Here is an 18114-nt window from a genome sequence, read left to right as displayed (position 1 = left end):
AGCGATGAAATTCACCGAACAGCACGAATGGCTCCGCGTCGAGGACGATCTCGTCGTCGTGGGCATCACCGATCATGCCGCCGAACAGCTGGGCGACGTGGTCTTCGTCGATCTGCCCGAAGAGGGCACGACCGTCTCGAAGGATGACGAGGTGGTGGTGATCGAAAGCGTCAAGGCGGCCTCTGACATCCTCGCGCCCCTGGATGGCGAGATCGTCGAGGTCAACCAGGCCCTGACCGAGACGCCCGCCAAGGTGAACGAGGACCCGACCGGCGACGGCTGGTTCTTCAAGATGAAGATCGAGGACCTTTCGGCGCTCGACGAGTTCATGGACGAAGCCGCCTATCAGGCCTTCATCGACTGATTTCGGGACACTCATGCCTTATACCCCCAGCACCTACCTGCCCTACGATTTCGCGAACCGCCGCCATATCGGCCCCTCTCCGGAGGAAATGACCGAGATGCTGGAGGTGCTGGGGCTGCGAAGCCTCGAAGAGCTGATCGGAGAGACCGTGCCCGACAGCATCCTTCAGGCCGAGCCGCTCGATTTCGGCAAGCCCAAGTCCGAACGCGAGATGCTGTGGGCGATGCGCCAGATCGCGAAGAAGAACCGCGCCTTCACCACGCTGATCGGGCAGGGCTATTACGGCACCGTCACGCCGCCCGCGATCCAGCGCAACATCCTGGAAAACCCCGCCTGGTACACGGCCTACACGCCCTATCAGCCGGAAATCAGCCAGGGTCGGCTCGAGGCGCTGCTGAACTACCAGACGATGGTGTCGGACCTCACCGGGCTTGAGATTGCCAATGCGTCGCTCCTGGACGAGGCCACCGCCTGCGCCGAGGCGATGACCATGGCGCAGCGGGTGGCGAAATCGAAGGCGTCCGCGATCTTCGTCGACCGCGACTGCCATCCGCAGAACATCGCGGTGATCCGGACCCGGGCCGAGCCGCTTGGGATCGAGGTGATCGTCGGCGACCCCTTCACCGATCTGGACCCCGAAAAGGTCTTTGCCGGGCTCTTCCAGTATCCCGGCACCTACGGCCATATCCACGACTTCACCGGCCCGATCGCCGATCTGCACGCGGCCGAGGCGCTGGGCATCGTCGTGGCCGACCCGATGGCGCTGGTCGTGCTGAAGGAGCCGGGGGCGATGGGGGCCGACATCGCCGTGGGCTCCACCCAGCGCTTCGGCGTGCCGATGGGCTTTGGCGGCCCGCATGCGGCCTATATGGCCTGCCGCGGCGCCTACAAGCGGGCGATGCCGGGCCGGATTGTCGGCGTCTCGGTCGATGCGCGCGGCAACAAGGCCTATCGTCTGGCGCTCCAGACCCGCGAGCAGCATATCCGCCGCGAGAAGGCGACCTCGAATGTCTGCACCGCCCAGGCACTGCTGGCGGTGATGGCGGGCTTCTATGCCGTCTTCCACGGTCCCAAGGGACTGAGTGCCATCGCCCAGCGCATCCACCGCAAGGCGGTGCGCACCGCGCGTGGGTTGCAGGAGGCGGGGTTCACCGTCGAACCGGCCGAATTCTTCGACACCTTCACCGTCGATGTCGGCCCGATGCAGGGCGTGATCTACAAGGCGGCCCTGGCCGAGAAGATCAACCTGCGCCGGATCGGCACGACCAAGCTCGGCATCGCGCTGGACGAGACCACCCGGCCTGCGTCCATCGAGGCGCTCTGGCGCGCCTTCGGGATCGAACGCAAGGACAAGGGCGGCGACGGCGAATACCGCTTCCCCGAGGGCATGATCCGCGAGAGCGATTTCCTGACCCATCCGGTCTTCCAGATGAACCGGGCCGAGACCGAGATGATGCGCTACATGCGCCGTCTGGCCGACCGCGATCTGGCACTGGACCGGGCGATGATCCCGCTGGGGTCCTGCACCATGAAGCTGAACGCCGCGGTCGAGATGATGCCGATCACCTGGCCCGAGTTCTCCAACATCCACCCGCTGGCGCCGGCCGATCAGGTCCGGGGCTTTGCCGAGATGCTGGACGATCTGGCCGACAAGCTGTGCCGGATCACCGGCTATGACGCGATGTCCTTCCAGCCCAATTCGGGCGCGGCGGGCGAATATGCGGGGCTGATGACCATCGCCGCCTATCACCGGGCGCGGGGCGAGGGGCACCGGCGGATCTGCCTGATCCCGACCTCGGCGCACGGGACCAACCCGGCCTCGGCGCAGATGGCGGGGATGAAGGTCGTGGCGGTCAAGTCGGCCGAGAACGGCGATATCGACCTTGAAGATTTCCGCGCCAAGGCCCAAGCTGCGGGCGGCGATCTGGCGGCCTGCATGATCACCTATCCCTCGACCCATGGCGTCTTCGAGGAGACCGTGCGCGAGGTCTGCGAGATCACCCATGCCCATGGCGGGCAGGTCTATCTGGACGGGGCCAACCTGAACGCGCTGGTGGGCCTCGTGAAACCCGGCGAGATCGGGTCGGATGTCAGCCACCTGAACCTGCACAAGACCTTCTGCATCCCGCATGGCGGCGGCGGGCCGGGCATGGGGCCGATCGGCGTCAAGGCGCATCTGGCACCCTACCTGCCCGCCGATCCCGCGACCGGCGGGACCGGTGCGGTCAGCGGCGCGATGCACGGGTCGGCCTCGATCCTGCCGATCAGCTATGCCTATGTGCTGCTGATGGGGGGCGCCGGGCTGACCCAGGCCACCAAGGTCGCGATCCTGAACGCCAATTACATCGCGAAGCGGCTTGAGGGCGCCTATGACGTGCTCTTCAAGGGCCGGAACGGCCGGGTCGCGCATGAGTGCATCGTCGATACCCGCGATTTCGTGGACACGGCCGGGGTCACCGTCGACGATATCGCCAAGCGGCTGATCGATTGCGGCTTCCATGCGCCGACCATGAGCTGGCCGGTGGCGGGCACGCTGATGATCGAGCCGACCGAGTCCGAAACCAAGGCCGAGCTCGACCGCTTCGTCACCGCGATGCTGGCGATCCGCGACGAGATCCGCGAGATCGCCGAGGGCCGGATCGAGAAGGGCAACAACCCGCTGAAGAAGGCGCCGCATACGGTCGAGGATCTGGTCGCCGACTGGGACCGCCCCTATTCGCGCGAGCGGGGCTGCTTCCCGCCGGGGGCGTTCCGTGTCGACAAGTACTGGCCGCCGGTCGGGCGGGTCGACAACGCCTATGGCGACCGCAACCTGATCTGCACCTGCCCGCCGGTCGAAGAGCTCGCCGACGCGGCCGAATAGGCCAGCGCGCATCACGTACACGGCCCCGGCCTCTGCCCGGGGCCGTTGTCATGCGCGGCCTTTCACGGGGTCGATCCGCCAGGTCCCTCAGAAGCATCGTCTCCGGACCGGCAGCCTGCGGCGAAGCGGCCTTCCGTCGAGACGGGCGCGAGCGTCGGCAGGGCGGACAAAACTGCCGTCGGCTCAGTTCGGTTCAATTGCGTTTAGCGCTTGTCACTCTGCCAGATTGGCTTGCCTGGCCCGGCAACGCCCGGAAACTGATAGCCCATGTGTGTAACGGTATCGACCACGGAACAGATTAAGTCGGCCACATGCGCCTGAACCTGCGACAAGTATTCGATACCAATCTTGTCAGCAAACTGGACGATTTCGCCGGACGCCCGATCTTTTTTCGAAAAGCGTGGAAGCGACTTCCCTTCATTATCAGGCAACATCCAACTTCCGTGACAAAGGATATTCCGTAGTTCTGATGCCTTCTTAATGTCAGCGACAAGATCGCATATGTTCTCTGTCGAATTGCTTGGGTTGGCAGTTGCCGCAGCTTCGAACTCATTCGCCAAGTTCCAAAGTTGCATAGTCATTACTCTTTCAAGCCTCTTTCCCCACTGCTCAACCGCCCTTGCGGTGTCTTCCGGCGCAACGGGCGTTGTTCCTGTGAATGAGAAAAAGGCTTTCCTGAGCGTGTCTTCCAAGAAGCCAAACGAAGCGATTGCTCGTCCGAGATGCTCCCAAAATTCTGGGTCATGCCGGTGAGTAGGAAACATCTTCGGAAGGCATTCCCGATCAATAACCGCTCTAACAACAGGTTCGGCGTCACCCATGATTGCCCTTCAAATTAGGTTTTCTGAACTTTCACAGCTTTATTTTCTTCTCATCACGAAAATCGAATACTTGACTCGCGCACCAAGGTCCAGTGTTTCCAAGGCGCATCATTTGTCGAAAAGGGCTCGGAGCTGTCATCCACCGCGCGTTGCCTCAAAGGCTGTTTCAGGGGACGGTGAGCGTGGCGGGGGCCCATGAAAGGCAGACCGTTCCGGCCACTGCGGGTCCCGGCGTCGGGGGTGCGGCGACTGGTTTCAGAACGGGATTGTCCCTCCGGAACACAGGTCGTCGCGACCGGTGCCGGGACTGAACACCTAGAGCCCCGCCAAGCGCCTTAGCGCGGCCTTGTCCTCGTCGATCACCAGCGCGGCCTCGGCATGGGTCAACGCCCGGCGGGTCATCGCCGCGGCGGCGCGGGCCAGGGCGGGATCGTCGCCCTGGCGCAGCGTGTTCAGCGCATGCATGAGCCGCAGCGCCACCTCGCGCATCGGGGCGCCGTCGCGGGCGATGGCGGCGAAGGCGTCCTCGACCAGATCGTCGGCGCGGAGCGCCGGGGCGTGAAGCCTCGGGTAGCGGATCTCGTCGCCCGCGGCCGGGCATTCGGCCAGAAGCCGTTCCAGCCGCCCGAGAATGTCGATGGCAGTGCCCGGGTCGTTGATCCCGGGCGACAGTGCGCGCGAGGCAATCTCGGACAGCACGATCAGCGCGAAGCGCGCATCCTGTTCGAAGCTGCGCACCGCCTCGATCTCGAAGGCTGTGGCAATGCGGGCGGCGTCGAGCGCGCCCGGCGGATGGACATGGGCCAGCGCCCGACCGGTGACGAGAAAGCTGCCGGGCACGGCGTTGATCCAGATTTCGGCCCCGGCCCTTTCAGCCTGCTCGGACAGCGCCGCCATGTCGACAAGCTGGACATAACCGCCCCGCGGCGCGGGCACGGCCTCGGCGCCGTCGGGCGGGGTTTCTCCGTCGGGCAGGGGGGTGGCCAGCAGGCTCGGGGCGGTGCGGGCCGCGGTCAGCGTCTCGCGGGCGCGAAGGGTCGCCTGGGCGATGGTCTCGTCCATGCTGCCGAGCCGTGACAGATGGTCGATCCAGCGCAGGATCGCCACCACCACCAGCGCCACCACCAGCACGGTGAAGGCAAACAGCACGAAGGGCGCGGCGCCGGTATAGGCGCCCGCCCGGAACAGGATGATCGAGACCAGCGCGAAGATGAAGGCGCCGATGAAGGTCGCCAGCACGGTCTGGGTCGTGGTGTCCTCCAGCAGCAGTCGGTGCGAGCGCGGCGTGACCTGGCTTGAGGCCTGGCGGTGCGTCGTGACCATGATCGACAGCGAGAAGGTCGTGACCGCCAGCATCGACGAGGCCAGCACATCGAGCACCGGCATCACCGCATTCTCGCCCAGCCTGTCCGCAAGTTCTTGCGGGATGACCGGCCCCAGCAGCGCCGCCGCCCCGGCCGCGACGATCCCGAGCACCGCGATCAGGCTGCTGCGCACCCAGAGCCTGCGCGACAGGCGGACGACCTGCCAGAGCCGAAGCGATTTCATCCAAGGGTCTCCCGCTGCCGCCGCATGGGCTGATCCTAGCCCGTCGCCCGGAGGGGTAAAGCCGGTTGCGGACCCGGCGCCCGGGCGATTCCCCTTGAACGGAACGGGGGCGTCCCGATATATTCACAACACGGAATGTCTCGGAGGCTCGCCCGATGGCCGATGCGCTGAAACTGACCTGCCATGCCTGCGGAACCGCCAACCGACTGCCCGCCGACCGGCTGGACGCGGCGCCCAGATGCGGCGTTTGCGGCACCCGGCTGGCCGACGGGCGGGTACACGAGATCGACCTCGCCACGCTCGAGAAAAGCCGCAAGGACGATCTGCCGTTGCTGGTCGATTTCTGGGCCGCCTGGTGCGGGCCCTGCCGGATGATGGCGCCGCAATTCTCGGCCGCGGCGCGGATGCTGCTGCCCGAGGCGCGGCTGGCCAAGCTCGACACCGAGGCCCATCCGGGGGCGTCGGACCGTTACGATGTGCGCGGCATTCCGCTTCTGATCCTGTTTCACCGGGGCCGCGAGGTCGCGCGGCAGGCCGGGGCGCGGCCCGCCGAGGAGATCGTGAAATTTGTGCGCCATCACGTGGGGCAGACCGCTTGACATCCCCGGCGGCATACTGCAAATGACCGCTCACCGGGGCCGTAGCTCAGTTGGGAGAGCGCGTCGTTCGCAATGACGAGGTCAGGGGTTCGATCCCCCTCGGCTCCACCAGATCACCCACAGAATTTTGGCAGATCAAGCCCCTCGGGGCTCGTCCGGCAGGTCGCTGCCGGTCAGCGTTGCGCTTTTGCGCCTTGTTCCGCTTATCGGACGGCGCAGCGCATGACGCGTCTTTGCCGAGGTCCCGTCCTGTGCTTTGCTGATGCCGGTTCGGCTGCGTCGGCACCCCCTGCCATCGGGCCGGACCGGGGCGCCGGTGCGGCAGGCCCCAGTTTTGCCTTAGCCGAGTTGCCGTGTTTTTGGACCCTCAGACAGCCGCGGATCGCCAGCCATGACATACCCTTCCCGGGAGGGCGGAGCCGTGGTGCCATTGCGCCATGAGGCGGTGCTTGAGGCGGTGGCGGCCATCCGTGCCGCCGGAGTGCTCGGGCGCAGCCCGCGCCGCGCGCGCCTGCTGGATTACCTGATCGACCGCGAGCTTTCGGGCCATGGCGAGGATATCAAACCCCATGCCATCGCGGTCGAGGTGTTCGACCGCGACCAGCGCTTCGACCCCGGCCGCGACAGCATCGTGCGGACCGAGATCGGGCGGCTGCGCGAGGCGCTGGCGCGGTTCTATGCGCTGGCCGATCCCGAACTGCCGGTGATCGAGATCCCGAGGGGCAGCTGCCGCCCGACGCTTCGGCCCGGGCCGGGCGAATCCGGGCCGCCGCCGTCGCCCTGGCCGCGCCGCCTCGTGGCTCTGGCCGGGCTGGCGATGCTGATCGTGATCGTGCCGATGCTGTGGCAGGCCCATGTCCGCCACGCGCAGGAGCGGGTCTTTGCCGCTGCGGCGCGCCCGATCGAGGAGGCGCCCTATCGGGTGCTGCGGGTCGCGGTGCTGCCGTTCCGGGCCGAGGGACGGCTCGCCGGGATCGAGGATCTGGCCTACGGCTTCGGGGCCGAGATCGCCACCGACCTTGCCGCCCATCCCTGGATCGCGACCAGCGCGCCGCGCGATGCCGCGCGGGCGGCCGAGACCGCCGACTATCTGCTGCGGGGGCGGCTGATGTGGCGCCGCGACACGCTGCTGGCCCAGCTCGAGCTGATCTCGTTTCCCGGCCGCCGCACGGTCTGGACCACCTTCCAGCGGGTCGGCGACTCGGCGGGCGCGCTGCAGGAGACCGAACGCACGGTGCTGGGGCAGATCGTGCGGCGGCTGGGGGCGGCGCATCGCGTGAGCCCCGAGCTGATGCGCGCGCCGCCCCAGCGCTATGCCGAGTCGGACCTGCCCGACCTGTCCTGCCTGATGGGCATTCACCGCTATCTTGCGGCCCCGGCCGCGCCCTCGCATGCGGCGCTGAGCAGTTGTCTGGGGCGGGTCGTCGACAGCCATCCCCGCTATGGCGAGGCCTGGGCGGCGCTGGCGCTGCTGCGGCTGGACGAGGCGCGGTTCGGGCGCAACCTGCGGTCCGGTCCGGGGGCGGTGGCGTCGGCCTGGGGCGATGCGGCCCGGGCGACCTCGCAGGCGCTGCGGCTGGCGCCCCAGGGGCTGATGACCCTGCACGCGGCCGCGGGGCTGGCGCTTGAGGGTCCGGGGCGCGACACGGAGGCGTTTCAGGCCCATGCCGCGCGCCTTCTGGAGCTGTACCCGCACCATCCGCCGAGCCTCGCGCTGGTGGGCTCGGGGCTGGCCGCCCATGAGGGGCGCTGGGACGAGGGGCTGGCGCTGGTCGCGCAGGCGCTGCGGCTTGAACCCGATGCGCCGGGCCGGTTCCATGTCGCGCCTGCGTTGAAGGCGCTGATGGGGGCCGACGATGCCGCCGTGTCGGCGGCGGTCGCATCGCTCGATCCGGCGGGCTCGCGGATCGAACGTCTGCTGGTCGCGCTGGCGCGGGCGCGGCTGTCCGCGGGCGCCCCGGCCGGGCCGTCCGCCGCGCCGGCCCCGAACGCGACCGCCACCGACGCGCTGCCTGTTTTGGCGGGCACGTTCGACCGCGCCGAGGCCGAAGCCTTCGTGCGCGGGCGGCGCTATACGCCCGGGCTCGAGACCGCATTGCTGCGCCAGATTGCCGCTGCCGACCCGGTTCCGGCCACGACTGCGGCCTTGCCGTGACCGGGGGCGCGCGCCTCGCGGCCCGAGGCCGGTGCTGCGGCTCGTGGCGGGGCCTTTCGGTCCCGGACGGCGGCGGCGTTCCGGCGCATTGAAGTCGGCAATTGTGTGCTTATTATTTTCGCGCTATGGCAGAGTCTTGCGCATCCGGCGTATGGCGATGACTGGAAATCCGCTTGCCGCCGTGCGGGGGAATTGCAGCCGTTGTCAGATGCTCCAGATTCTGCGTAAGCATCGGTTTTTTCCGGCATGATTCTGCCACGCAGCACCCCCGTGGTGCGGCGGGTCGGGACAAACGGAGAGTAAGGTGGCAATCAAGAATGACGAGCCTTGGTTAAGGGGTCCATTAATGTTTCCAGTCAGTTCCAGTACTGCGGTCCGTTCCGGACGTTTCGGACCGTCCCGTCGTCGCCTGCTGGCGGCGCTGGCTGGCTCTGCTGCGTCCGTTGCCTTCGGTCTTCCGCGTTTCGCTGCGGCGCAGGAGGCGCCGCCCGAGCCCGAACCCGAGGCGCCCCCGCCGGTCCCCGAAGCCGCGCCCGAGCCGGTGCCCGAACCGGTCCCGTTCTCCTTTGACGTGTTGAGCGACCAGATGCAGGCCCGGGCAAAGGAGGCCCACAAGGCCGCCTCGCTGCCCGAGGGGCCGCTGTCGGGGCTCGATTACGATGCCTACCGGTCGATCCGCTTCCGGCCCGATCACGCGCGCTGGGCCGGGGACGGGTCGTATTTCCAGCTGCACGCCTTCCATCCGGGCTGGCTGTACAAGGAGCCGGTCGAGATCTTCGAACTGGTCGAGGGTATCGCCCAGCCGCTGCATTTCTCGGGGGCCGATTTCCAGTATGACGGCAAGGCCGCCGATCTGATCCCGCCCGATTTCGAGATGCCGGGCGTCGCGGGCTTCCGGCTGCATGCGCCCTTCAACCGCGCCGACACCTTCGACGAGGTCGTGGTGTTCCAGGGCGCCAGCTATTTCCGCGCCCTCGGCCGGGCCAATGTCTACGGGCTGAGCGCGCGCGGGCTTGCCGTCAACACCGCGTCGGGCAAGACCGAGGAATTCCCGCGCTTCAGCACCTTCTGGCTGGAACGCCCGGCGCCCGGTGCGACCTCGATCACGATCTATGCCGCGCTCGACAGCAAGTCGCTGACCGGCGCCTACCGGTTCATCATCACCCCCGGCGCGACCACGGTGATGGACGTGACCGCGCGCCTCTTCATGCGCGAGGATGTCGATCAGCTGGGCATCGCGCCGCTGACCTCGATGTTCCTGCTGGGCGACAACGATCGCGGCGATTTCGACGATTTCCGCCACCGGGTGCATGACAGCGAGATGCTGATCCTGAACACCAGCGAAGGCGGCACCTTCGTGCGGCCCTTGAATAACCCGCCCCGGCTGGCCAGTTCCTATCTGGCCGCCCGCGACCCGGAAAGCTTCGGGCTGATCCAGCGCAACCGGAACTTCGACGACTATCTCGATGCCGGCGCCCATTACGAGCGCCGCCCCTCGATGATGGTCGAGCCGGTGGGCAACTGGGGCCGCGGGACGGTGCGGCTGGTCGAGATCCCCTCGGATCTCGAGGCCAACGACAACATCGTCGCCTTCTGGGTGCCCGAAGAGAAGGCGCGCAAGGGCGACACGATGGAATACGATTACCGCCTGCACTGGGGAACCAACCCTCCCGGTGCGGTCGGGGAACGCGCCCATGTGGTGCGGACGCTTGTGGGACGGGGCGGTGTCGCAGGCGCCGCCAGCGGTCCCGGACTGCGGAAATTCGTGGTCGATTTCGAGGGGGGAACGCTCGGGGAACTTCCCGACGATGCGGACGTTAAGGCTGATGTATACGCAAGCACGGGACGAATGGAGAAGCCCGTCTTCAGCCGAATTCCGGGGTCTGATACCTGGCGTCTCGTCGTCGATATAACGGCCGACACGGGCGCTCTGGTTGAACTTAAGGCCGAAATAACGGGGTACGGGCAGACCTTGACTGAAACCTGGCTCTACCAATGGATCAACGAATGAGTGCAGATTCCACCCTCGATGCGCAGAACGCGATTGCGGTAGAAGGCCCGCATTGGGCCCCGCCGGTCGCTCCGATGGACATGCCCCAGCAGGTGCTGGAGGCGCGGCGCGAGCTGCGCCTGCCGATCTGGCTGGCCCGTCTGATGCGGCCGCTGCAGCTGGGCTGACGGCGGACCAGATGTCCCGCATCCTTGCGTCCGGCCTCCGGACCCGCGTGCTTCGCGGGCTCGCGATCGGCTTTTCCCTTGCAGCCGCGACCGTGGCCGCGTCGCTTCTGGCAGAGGCCTCCACGCAGGATGGCGTCGATGCCTGGGATGTGGCGCGCACGACGCTGATCTTCATCACCACGGCCTGGCTGGCCTGGGGCGCGGCGGGGGCCTTTATCGGCCTGCTCGGCCATCTGCGCCGCGCGCCCGAGCCGCAACTGCGGCTGCCGCACGAACCGACGGTGGTGCTGGTCCCGATCTGCAACGAGGACCCGGTGACGACCTTCGCCCGGATCGCCGCGATGGACGGGTCGATCCAGGCCGCGGGGCTGCGCTGCGACATCGCCGTCCTCTCGGACACCCGCGATCCGGTCAACGCGGCGCGCGAGCGCGACGCCTTCGCCCGGCTTCTGGCCGAGACCGGCGGGGCCGGGCGCATCTTCTACCGCCGCCGGACCGACAATCGCGGGCGCAAGGCGGGCAATATCGAGGACTTCATCCAAAGCTCGGGCGGCGCCTACGAGTTTGCCCTGATCCTCGATGCCGACAGCCTGATGGAGGGGGTGACCGTCCGCCGGATGATCGCGCGGATGCAGGCCGATCCCAGGCTGGGCCTGTTGCAGACGCTGCCGAAGATCATCGGTGCAGGCTCGCTGTTCGGGCGGGCGATGCAGTTCTCGGCCAGCTTCCATTCGCCGGTCTTCGCCCGGGGGCTGGCGCGGCTGCAGGGCAATACCGGGCCGTTCTGGGGCCATAACGCCATGGTGCGGGTCCGCGCCTTCGCCGAAAGCTGCGGCCTGCCCGCGCTGGAGGGCAAGCCCCCCTTCGGCGGTCATATCCTCAGCCATGACTATGTCGAGGCGGCTCTGCTGGCGCGGGCCGGATGGCGCGTGAAGCTCGACGAGACCATCGAGGGCTCGTTCGAGGAGGGCCCCGACAACATCCTCGCCTATGCCAAGCGCGACCGCCGCTGGTGCCAGGGCAACCTCCAGCACATGCGTCTCTTGCTGGCGCCGGGGCTTGCGGTCTGGAGCCGCTTCGTCTTCGTGCAGGGGATCTTCGCCTATCTCGTCTCGCTTCTGTGGGGGGCGTTCCTCATTGCCTCGCTGCTGGCCACGGTCTTCGCGCCGGCGCCCGACTACTTCCCCGAACCCTATCAGCTGTTCCCGGTCTTCCCGTCCGACCGCACGAAAGAGATCATCACCCTGGTGATCGGCATCTGCGGGCTGCTGCTTCTGCCCAAGCTGTCGATCCTCGCAGGCGCGATCGTCACGCGCCGGGCGCGGGGCTTCGGGGGCGGAGTGCGGGCCTCGGCCTCGGTGCTGACCGAAATCCTGCTCAGCTCGCTTCTGGCGCCGGTGATGCTGATGTACCAGTCGCGCGCGGTGCTGCAGGTGCTGTCGGGCAGCGATGGCGGCTGGCCCGCGAACCAGCGCGGCGAGGGCAAGCTGACCGTCCTGCAGGGGCTGCGCGCCGGGCTCTGGATCTCGCTGACCGGGGCGGCGGCGCTGGCGCTCGTCACCCGGATCGCGCCCGGCCTGACGGTCTGGATGCTGCCGGTCTGCCTGCCGATGCTGATCGCGCCGCTTCTGATCGCCTGGACCTCGCGCCCCCTGACCCACACGCTCTTCGCCGTTCCGCAGGAAGCCGACGCGGCCCCGGTCATCCGGGCCTACCGCGACTGTGTCCGCCGCTGGATCGCCGAGGACGCCCGCAAGGAGGCTCTGGATGCAGCGGCCTGACACGGTTTCCGTGCCGAAGAAGCGACCGCGCGATCCGCGGATCGACGCCTTCCGCGGCCTCGCGCTGGTGATGATCTTCATCGACCATGTGCCCGGCAACCCCTATGAAAACTGGACGATCCGGAATTTCGGCTTTTCCGACGCGGCCGAGGCGTTCTTCGTGATGTCGGGCATCGCCGCGGGGATGGCCTATTCGGGCCGCTTCGCCGCGCCGCAGATCCGGCTGAACGGGCTTTGGGCCGCGATCCGGCCGATCTGGGGCCGGTCCTGGACGCTTTACATCGTGCATGTGCTGCTGAGCGCCTGGGCCATCGCCATCTTCGCCTGGGGCGCGATGGCGTTCGACGTGCCGGACCTGCTGACCAAGATCAACCTGCGCCAGGTCTTCGAGAATACCGGAGAGGCGCTGATCGGCATTCCGCTGCTGACCCACCAGTTCGGCTATGTGAACATCCTGCCGGCCTATTCGGTGCTGCTGCTGTTCGCGCCGCTCGCGATCCTGATCGGCATGCGGGCGCCGCTTCTGATGGTGTCGATCTCGATCGCGATGTGGTTCGTGGCAGGCATGTGGCGGATCGACCTGCCGAACTATCCCAATCCCGGCGGCTGGTTCTTCAACCCGCTGTCCTGGCAGATCATCTTCGTGCTGGGCCTGTTGACCGGCATCCAGATGCGGCGTGGCGAACGCCTTGTCGCGCGGCGGCGCTGGCTGTTCTGGGCGGCCGCCGGGTTCCTGGGCTTCGTGCTGGTCTGGGCGCAGGTTCCGGCGCTGGGCGAGCGGCTGAACGCGATTATGCGTCAGGCGGGCGAGGCGGGGCTGCCCTTCCATCTGGTGGGCTTCGACAAGACCTATGTCTCGCTGCCGCGGATGCTGCATGTGCTGGCGCTGTTCTATGTGCTGTCCTGCCTGCCCTGGGTCACCCGGATCGCAGGCAGCGCGCTGGCCGCGCCGCTGCGGCTGATGGGGCGGCAGGGGCTTCTGGTGTTCTCCTTCGGTACGGTGGTGTCGCTGAGCTTCCAGGTGCTGATGGACGGGCGTCCCGATCTGGCGCTGTTGCCCTGGCTGCTGCCGCCGCTGGGTGTGGCCGCGATGCTGGTCGCGGCTGTGCTGGGCGAGGCGTCCCGCCGGGACCGGCGGACCACCCCCTTTGCCGCGCCGGTCGAGGCGCCGGTCGAGGCGCCGGCCGCGGTGCCCGTGCCGCATCCGGGCCTGCCCGGCGATCCGCGCCCGGCGGCGCTTCCGGCCACGGGCCGTGCCCCGGGGTTGCAGCCGGCCGAGTAGCGCCGGTCCCGGCCATGAGACCGCAAGGCGTCCGGCGATCCGGGCGCCTTTGTCTTGTCCGGGGGGCTTGTCGGCGGTCTTGTCCGGGGATGCGGATCAGGCGTAGTCCGACACCAGCAGCCGGGTCGCGGGCACGTCTTCCTCGATCTCGGGAAAGCGTCCGATCGGGTCGGCGAAGACATTGTCGGTGCGGTCGTCATTGACCGTCGAGACCTCGGCCAGCAGGACGTCTTCGCCTTCGGCCCAGAAGGCATGCCAGATGTCGGGGGACAGGGTCACGCTGCTGCCCGGCGCCAGCCGCAGCAGGCCGCCGGGCGGCAGGTCCTGCGCGATCCCGTCGGACATCACCCGCAGATCGGCGTCAGGGTCGATGTCGCCCTCGGCATCGGCGGCGTGAAGCTGCAGCACCAGCGTGCCGCCGCCGCGATTGATGATGTCCTCGGTCTTCAGCCGGTGCCGGTGCATGGGCGAGAGCTGGCCCACCCGCGAGATCATGATCTTCTCGGCATAGACCATGCCGCGCCCCCGGGCGAGATCGGCGTGCCGCCCGTTTCGCGCGGTGAAAAGCACAAGCCCCAGCGTCGCGAACCGGCCCTGACCGTAATCGGTGATGTCCCAGCCAAGGCCCCGGCTGCGGATCTCGGCGGCCTCGGGCGCGGCGATCCTGTCGGGGCGCCAGTCGGCGAAGGGCGGCAAGGGCAGGCCGAAGGACCGGATGAAGGCCTGGCTGTCCGCAAGGATCGCGTTGATTTCGGATCGTTTCACGCGGGCGTCCTTGTGCCGGGCAGGGGCTCGGCCGTCCCGAGCGCCAGATCGGCCGGAAGACGCCGCGCGGCCACCAGACGGGCATTGGCCATGTCGTTGCGCTCGGCCCGGTCGCGCGCCGCCTCGGGGGCCAGCCCGTGGTCGAGCCAGCGGGTCGTGAGGCGGCTCAACAGGTCTTCCTCGGGGACGGCCAGGAAGACCGAGACATCCCAGAACCCGGCCAGCGCGCGCCAGGGCGGGGCATCGAACAGCAGGTAATTGCCCTCGAGGATCGCGGTCCGGTCGGTCTCGGCCACCGCCCCGGCCCCGGCGATGGCACTGTCGCGGGCACGGTCGAAGACCGGATGGATCACCTCGCCGCCCGCCGCCAGCGCGTCGACCAGCCTGAGAAGCCCGGCCACGTCGAAGCTTTCGGGCGCGCCCTTGCGCGCGAGAAGGCCCCGCGCGGACAGCAGCCGGTTGTCGAGATGGAAGCCGTCCATCGGCACCACCGGCGCGGCATGGCCCATTTCGGCCAGCTGCCCGGACAGCCGCCGGGCGAGGGTGCTCTTGCCGCTGCCGGGCGGCCCGGCCAGCGCCACCAGCCGTCGCGTGCGGCGGGGCGGGGCGGCCAGAACCCGGGCGGCCAGCGCCTGCAGGTCGGGCGGGGCGCTCATGCCGCCTCCATCACGTCGGGCGGGGTACGCGCCCCGGTCATGAAGGCCACCGCATCCGACATGGAATGATCGGCCGGGCGGATCGTGCACAGCCGCCGCCCCAGCCGGTGGATGTGAATCCGGTCCGCAACCTCGAAGACATGGGGCATGTTGTGACTGATCAGGATGATCGGCAAGCCCCGCGCGCGCACATCGAGGATCAGGTCCAGCACCCGGCGGCTTTCCTTCACCCCGAGCGCCGCGGTCGGCTCGTCCAGAATGATCAGCCGGGACCCGAAGGCCGCGGCCCGCGCGACCGCCACCCCCTGACGCTGGCCGCCCGACAGGGTCTCGACCGGCTGGGCGATGTTCTGGATGGTCATCAGCCCCAGATCGTTCAGCTTTTCGCGGGCGAAGGCCTCCATCGCCCGGCGGTCGAGCCTGCGGAAGAGGGTGCCCATGATGCCGGAACAGCGCAGCTCGCGGCCCATGAACATGTTGTCGGCGATCGACAGCGCGGGCGACATCGCCAGCGTCTGGTAGACCGTCTCGATGCCCGCCTGCCGCGCCTCGATAGGCGAGGCAAAGCGGACGGGCCGACCCTCCAGCCGGATCTCGCCCGCGTCGGGGATCACCGCGCCCGAGATCGCCTTGATCAGCGTCGACTTGCCCGCGCCGTTATCGCCGATCACCGCCAGGATCTCGCCCGGCATCAGGTCGAAGTCGCAGCGGTCGAGCGCGGTGACGCGGCCATAGCGCTTGACCAGTCCGCGGGCGGAAAGAACCGGGTCCGTCATGCCGACACCTTTCTGATCCATTGGTCCACCGCCACCGCGCCGATGATGAGCGCGCCGATCAGCAGGAAGGTCCATTGCGGGTTGGCCCCGGCCATCCTGAGCCCAAGTTCGAACACGCCGACGATCAGCGCGCCGAAGAACGCCCCGAGGATCGAGCCGCGCCCGCCGAAGAGCGAAATCCCCCCGATCACCACGGCGGTGATCGACTGGATGTTGCCGATCACGCCGGTGGTGGCCGAGGGCGAGACCGATCCGAACCGCCCGATCATCACCCAGCCCGCCAGCGCGCAGATGAGGCCCACCAGCAGGTAGACCGACATCAGCGTCCGGTGCACGTCGACCCCGGCCAGCGCCGCCGCCTCGGGATCGTCGCCGACGGCGTAGACGTGCCGCCCCCAGGCGGTCGAGCGCAGCGCATAGGCCAGGACCAGCACCAGCAGCAGCATCAGGATCACGCCGAAGGTCAGGGTGGCGCCGCCCAGTTGCAGCTTGCCGCCGAGGAATTGCAGGAAGGGCGCGGTCGCCTCGATATCCTGGGCACGGATGGTTTCGTTGCCGGAAGAGAGATAGGTCGCGGCCAGCACGATCTGCCACATCCCGAGCGTCACGATGAAGGGCGGCAGGCGGACCCGGCTGACCAGCCAGCCGTTCAGCCCGCCGATGGCGGTGCCGGCGATCAGCCCGGCCAGCACCGCCAGGGGCGCGGGCAGGCCGACGTCGAAGACGAGCTTGCCCATGATGACCGAGCAGAAGACCGCGGTCGCGCCCACCGACAGGTCGATGCCCGCCGTCAGCACGATCAGGCTTTGCGCCGCGGCCAGCACGCCCACGATCTGCACCTGCTGCAGGATCAGCGTCAGCGCGAAGGGCGAGAAGAACTTGCCCCCCAGCACCAGCCCGAAGACCGCGACGGCGGCGATCAGCACGATCATCGGCACCAGCGCCGGGGTGGCATGCAAGAGGTCGTGCGCGCGCCCCATCGCGCCCTTGCGATGCGGCTGGAAGGCCGCATGCCGGTTCGGGGCGCGGGCCGCGATGCCCTCGAAATCCTCTGTCGGCTCGGCTTGCGACGACATGGTTCCTCCTTCCCCTGGAGCGGTCCGGCTCCGGCAGGGCGGTTGGTGCCTCCCCGCCCGGGCGGGGAGGGGGGCGGTCAGCCCCAGCAGAGGCCGAGCGCCTCTTCGGCCGAGATCGACTCGACCCCCTCGACCGGCGCGTCCGTGACGAGGGTGACCCCTGTGTCGAAGAAGCTCTTGCCCTCGGTGGCCTCGGGGCGGGTGCCGTCCCGCGCGAAGGCGGCGATGGCCTCGATGCCCTTCGAGGCCATCAGCAGCGGGTATTGCTGCGAGGTGGCGCCGATCACGCCCGCCTTGACGTTCTCGACGCCGGGGCAGCCGCCATCGACCGAGACGATGGTGACGGCGCCGTCGCGGCCGACCGCCTTCAGCGCCTCGAAGGCTCCGGCGGCGGCCGGTTCGTTGATGGTGTAGACAAGGCTCAGCGACGGATCGGTCGCCAGCAGGTTTTCCATCGCGCGCCGTCCGCCCTCCTGATTGCCCTGGGTGACATCGTGTCCGACGATCCGCGGGTCGCTTTCGTCGCCCCATTTCTTCGGATCGGCAATGTCGATGCCGAAGCCCTGCAGGAAGCCCTGGTCGCGCAGCACGCCCACCGTGGGCTGGCTGATGTCGAGATCCAGAAGCGCGATCCGGGCGGTGTCCGCCTCGGCGCCAAGCCGGGCGCGCGCCCATTGGCCGATCAGCTCGCCCGCCTTGAAATTGTCGGTGGCGAAGGTCATGTCCGCCGCCTCGATCGGGTCGAGCGGCGTGTCGAGCGCGATCACCAGAATGCCCGCATCGCGCGCCTGCCGCACCGCGGGCACGATGGCCGAGGTGTTCGACGCTGTCAGCAGGATGCCCTTGACCCCATTGGCGATGCAGGTCTCGATGGCCGCGACCTGGGTCTCGTTGTCGCCGTCCACCTTGCCGGCATAGCTGTCGAGGTCGATGCCCAGTTCGCGGGCCTTGGCGGCCGCGCCCTCGCGCATCTTGACGAAGAACGGGTTGGTGTCGGTCTTGGTGATCAGGCAGGCCCCGACGGGATCGGCTGCGGCCGCCCCGGAGCCCAGAAGCGCAAGGGCAATCGCCCCCAGCGCCAGGCCCGGCCTTCTGGCGGGTCGTGGCATTGTCTTCCCTCCCAAAGCAGCGACTCGGCCGGTCTTCCGGTTCCGGGTCGAGGGAATTTGGCGGCAGTCGGAGGGCTTTTGTCAATAAATAAGACTACATGAATTATTTATTGACAAGCTGGCATGCCATAGGCATTTTCG

The 18114-nt window shown here is 68.2% G+C and carries 15 protein-coding genes and 1 tRNA gene; 9 read left to right on the top strand and 7 right to left on the bottom strand.

The window, feature by feature from the left end; translation table 11 throughout:
• The first annotated feature begins 4 nt into the window (after nt 1-4).
• On the top strand, nt 5-364 hold the full coding sequence (gene gcvH / locus EV657_RS12850) for a glycine cleavage system protein GcvH (RefSeq protein ID WP_134078167.1): 360 nt from the start codon (nt 5-7) through the stop codon (nt 362-364).
• Nucleotides 365-377: 13 nt separating this feature from the next.
• Nucleotides 378-3227, top strand: coding sequence for an aminomethyl-transferring glycine dehydrogenase (gcvP, locus tag EV657_RS12845; protein WP_113670441.1), 2850 nt, complete (start codon nt 378-380; stop codon nt 3225-3227).
• A gap of 203 nt (nt 3228-3430) precedes the next feature.
• On the opposite strand, the gene EV657_RS12840 is transcribed toward gcvP, so the two are convergent.
• Nucleotides 3431-4048 carry a hypothetical protein gene (locus EV657_RS12840; RefSeq protein ID WP_134078165.1) on the bottom strand — a complete coding sequence of 206 codons (618 nt, stop codon included), beginning with the start codon at nt 4046-4048 and terminating at the stop codon, nt 3431-3433.
• 315 nt (nt 4049-4363) lie between these two features.
• Nucleotides 4364-5596, bottom strand: a complete 1233-nt coding sequence (locus EV657_RS12835) for a DUF2254 domain-containing protein (RefSeq protein WP_075785244.1) — start codon at nt 5594-5596, stop codon at nt 4364-4366.
• 155 nt (nt 5597-5751) lie between these two features.
• Here EV657_RS12835 and EV657_RS12830 point away from each other — a divergent pair, with 155 nt between their 5' ends.
• The 7 genes from EV657_RS12830 to EV657_RS12805 all read left to right on the top strand — a co-directional run bounded on the left by EV657_RS12830 (nt 5752) and on the right by EV657_RS12805 (nt 13591).
• Nucleotides 5752-6195 (top strand): thioredoxin family protein, encoded by a 444-nt coding sequence (locus EV657_RS12830; RefSeq protein WP_134078163.1) that lies wholly within the window; start codon nt 5752-5754, stop codon nt 6193-6195.
• Nucleotides 6196-6230: 35 nt separating this feature from the next.
• Nucleotides 6231-6306, top strand: a tRNA-Ala gene (locus tag EV657_RS12825).
• Between the two features lie 280 nt (nt 6307-6586).
• Nucleotides 6587-8350 (top strand): tetratricopeptide repeat protein, encoded by a 1764-nt coding sequence (locus EV657_RS12820; protein ID WP_134078162.1) that lies wholly within the window; start codon nt 6587-6589, stop codon nt 8348-8350.
• Between the two features lie 346 nt (nt 8351-8696).
• Nucleotides 8697-10361 (top strand): OpgD/OpgG family glucan biosynthesis protein, encoded by a 1665-nt coding sequence (locus EV657_RS12815; RefSeq protein WP_134078160.1) that lies wholly within the window; start codon nt 8697-8699, stop codon nt 10359-10361.
• Complete coding sequence (locus EV657_RS21605) at nt 10358-10528, top strand: hypothetical protein (protein ID WP_166673703.1); 171 nt, start codon at nt 10358-10360, stop codon at nt 10526-10528. Before EV657_RS12815 ends, EV657_RS21605 begins: the two co-directional genes overlap by 4 nt.
• Before the next feature lie 11 nt (nt 10529-10539).
• The gene (gene mdoH, locus EV657_RS12810; RefSeq protein WP_243837591.1) at nt 10540-12309 is read left to right on the top strand and encodes a glucans biosynthesis glucosyltransferase MdoH; all 1770 of its coding nucleotides are present in this window, start codon (nt 10540-10542) and stop codon (nt 12307-12309) included.
• Nucleotides 12296-13591, top strand: coding sequence for an OpgC family protein (locus EV657_RS12805; protein ID WP_134078158.1), 1296 nt, complete (start codon nt 12296-12298; stop codon nt 13589-13591). Before mdoH ends, EV657_RS12805 begins: the two co-directional genes overlap by 14 nt.
• Before the next feature lie 96 nt (nt 13592-13687).
• Here EV657_RS12805 and EV657_RS12800 read toward each other — a convergent pair whose 3' ends face one another.
• The 5 genes from EV657_RS12800 to EV657_RS12780 all read right to left on the bottom strand — a co-directional run bounded on the left by EV657_RS12800 (nt 13688) and on the right by EV657_RS12780 (nt 17973).
• Nucleotides 13688-14356, bottom strand: a complete 669-nt coding sequence (locus EV657_RS12800) for a D-lyxose/D-mannose family sugar isomerase (RefSeq protein WP_134078156.1) — start codon at nt 14354-14356, stop codon at nt 13688-13690.
• Nucleotides 14353-15012, bottom strand: a complete 660-nt coding sequence (locus EV657_RS12795; protein ID WP_113670251.1) for a nucleoside/nucleotide kinase family protein — start codon at nt 15010-15012, stop codon at nt 14353-14355. Before EV657_RS12795 ends, EV657_RS12800 begins: the two co-directional genes overlap by 4 nt.
• Nucleotides 15009-15788: an ATP-binding cassette domain-containing protein gene (locus EV657_RS12790; RefSeq protein ID WP_075785251.1), complete on the bottom strand. Its 780-nt coding sequence runs from the start codon at nt 15786-15788 to the stop codon at nt 15009-15011. Before EV657_RS12790 ends, EV657_RS12795 begins: the two co-directional genes overlap by 4 nt.
• Nucleotides 15785-16864: an ABC transporter permease gene (locus EV657_RS12785; protein ID WP_134078155.1), complete on the bottom strand. Its 1080-nt coding sequence runs from the start codon at nt 16862-16864 to the stop codon at nt 15785-15787. Before EV657_RS12785 ends, EV657_RS12790 begins: the two co-directional genes overlap by 4 nt.
• Nucleotides 16865-16941: 77 nt before the next feature.
• Nucleotides 16942-17973, bottom strand: a complete 1032-nt coding sequence (locus EV657_RS12780; RefSeq protein WP_134078153.1) for a sugar ABC transporter substrate-binding protein — start codon at nt 17971-17973, stop codon at nt 16942-16944.
• Nucleotides 17974-18114 lie beyond the last annotated feature (141 nt).

Source organism: Rhodovulum visakhapatnamense (assembly GCF_004365965.1).
GTDB classification, from domain to species: domain Bacteria; phylum Pseudomonadota; class Alphaproteobacteria; order Rhodobacterales; family Rhodobacteraceae; genus Rhodovulum; species Rhodovulum visakhapatnamense.
The sequence above is the reverse complement of the archived record's forward strand: the minus strand, read 5'-3'. Positions and strand labels throughout refer to the sequence as shown.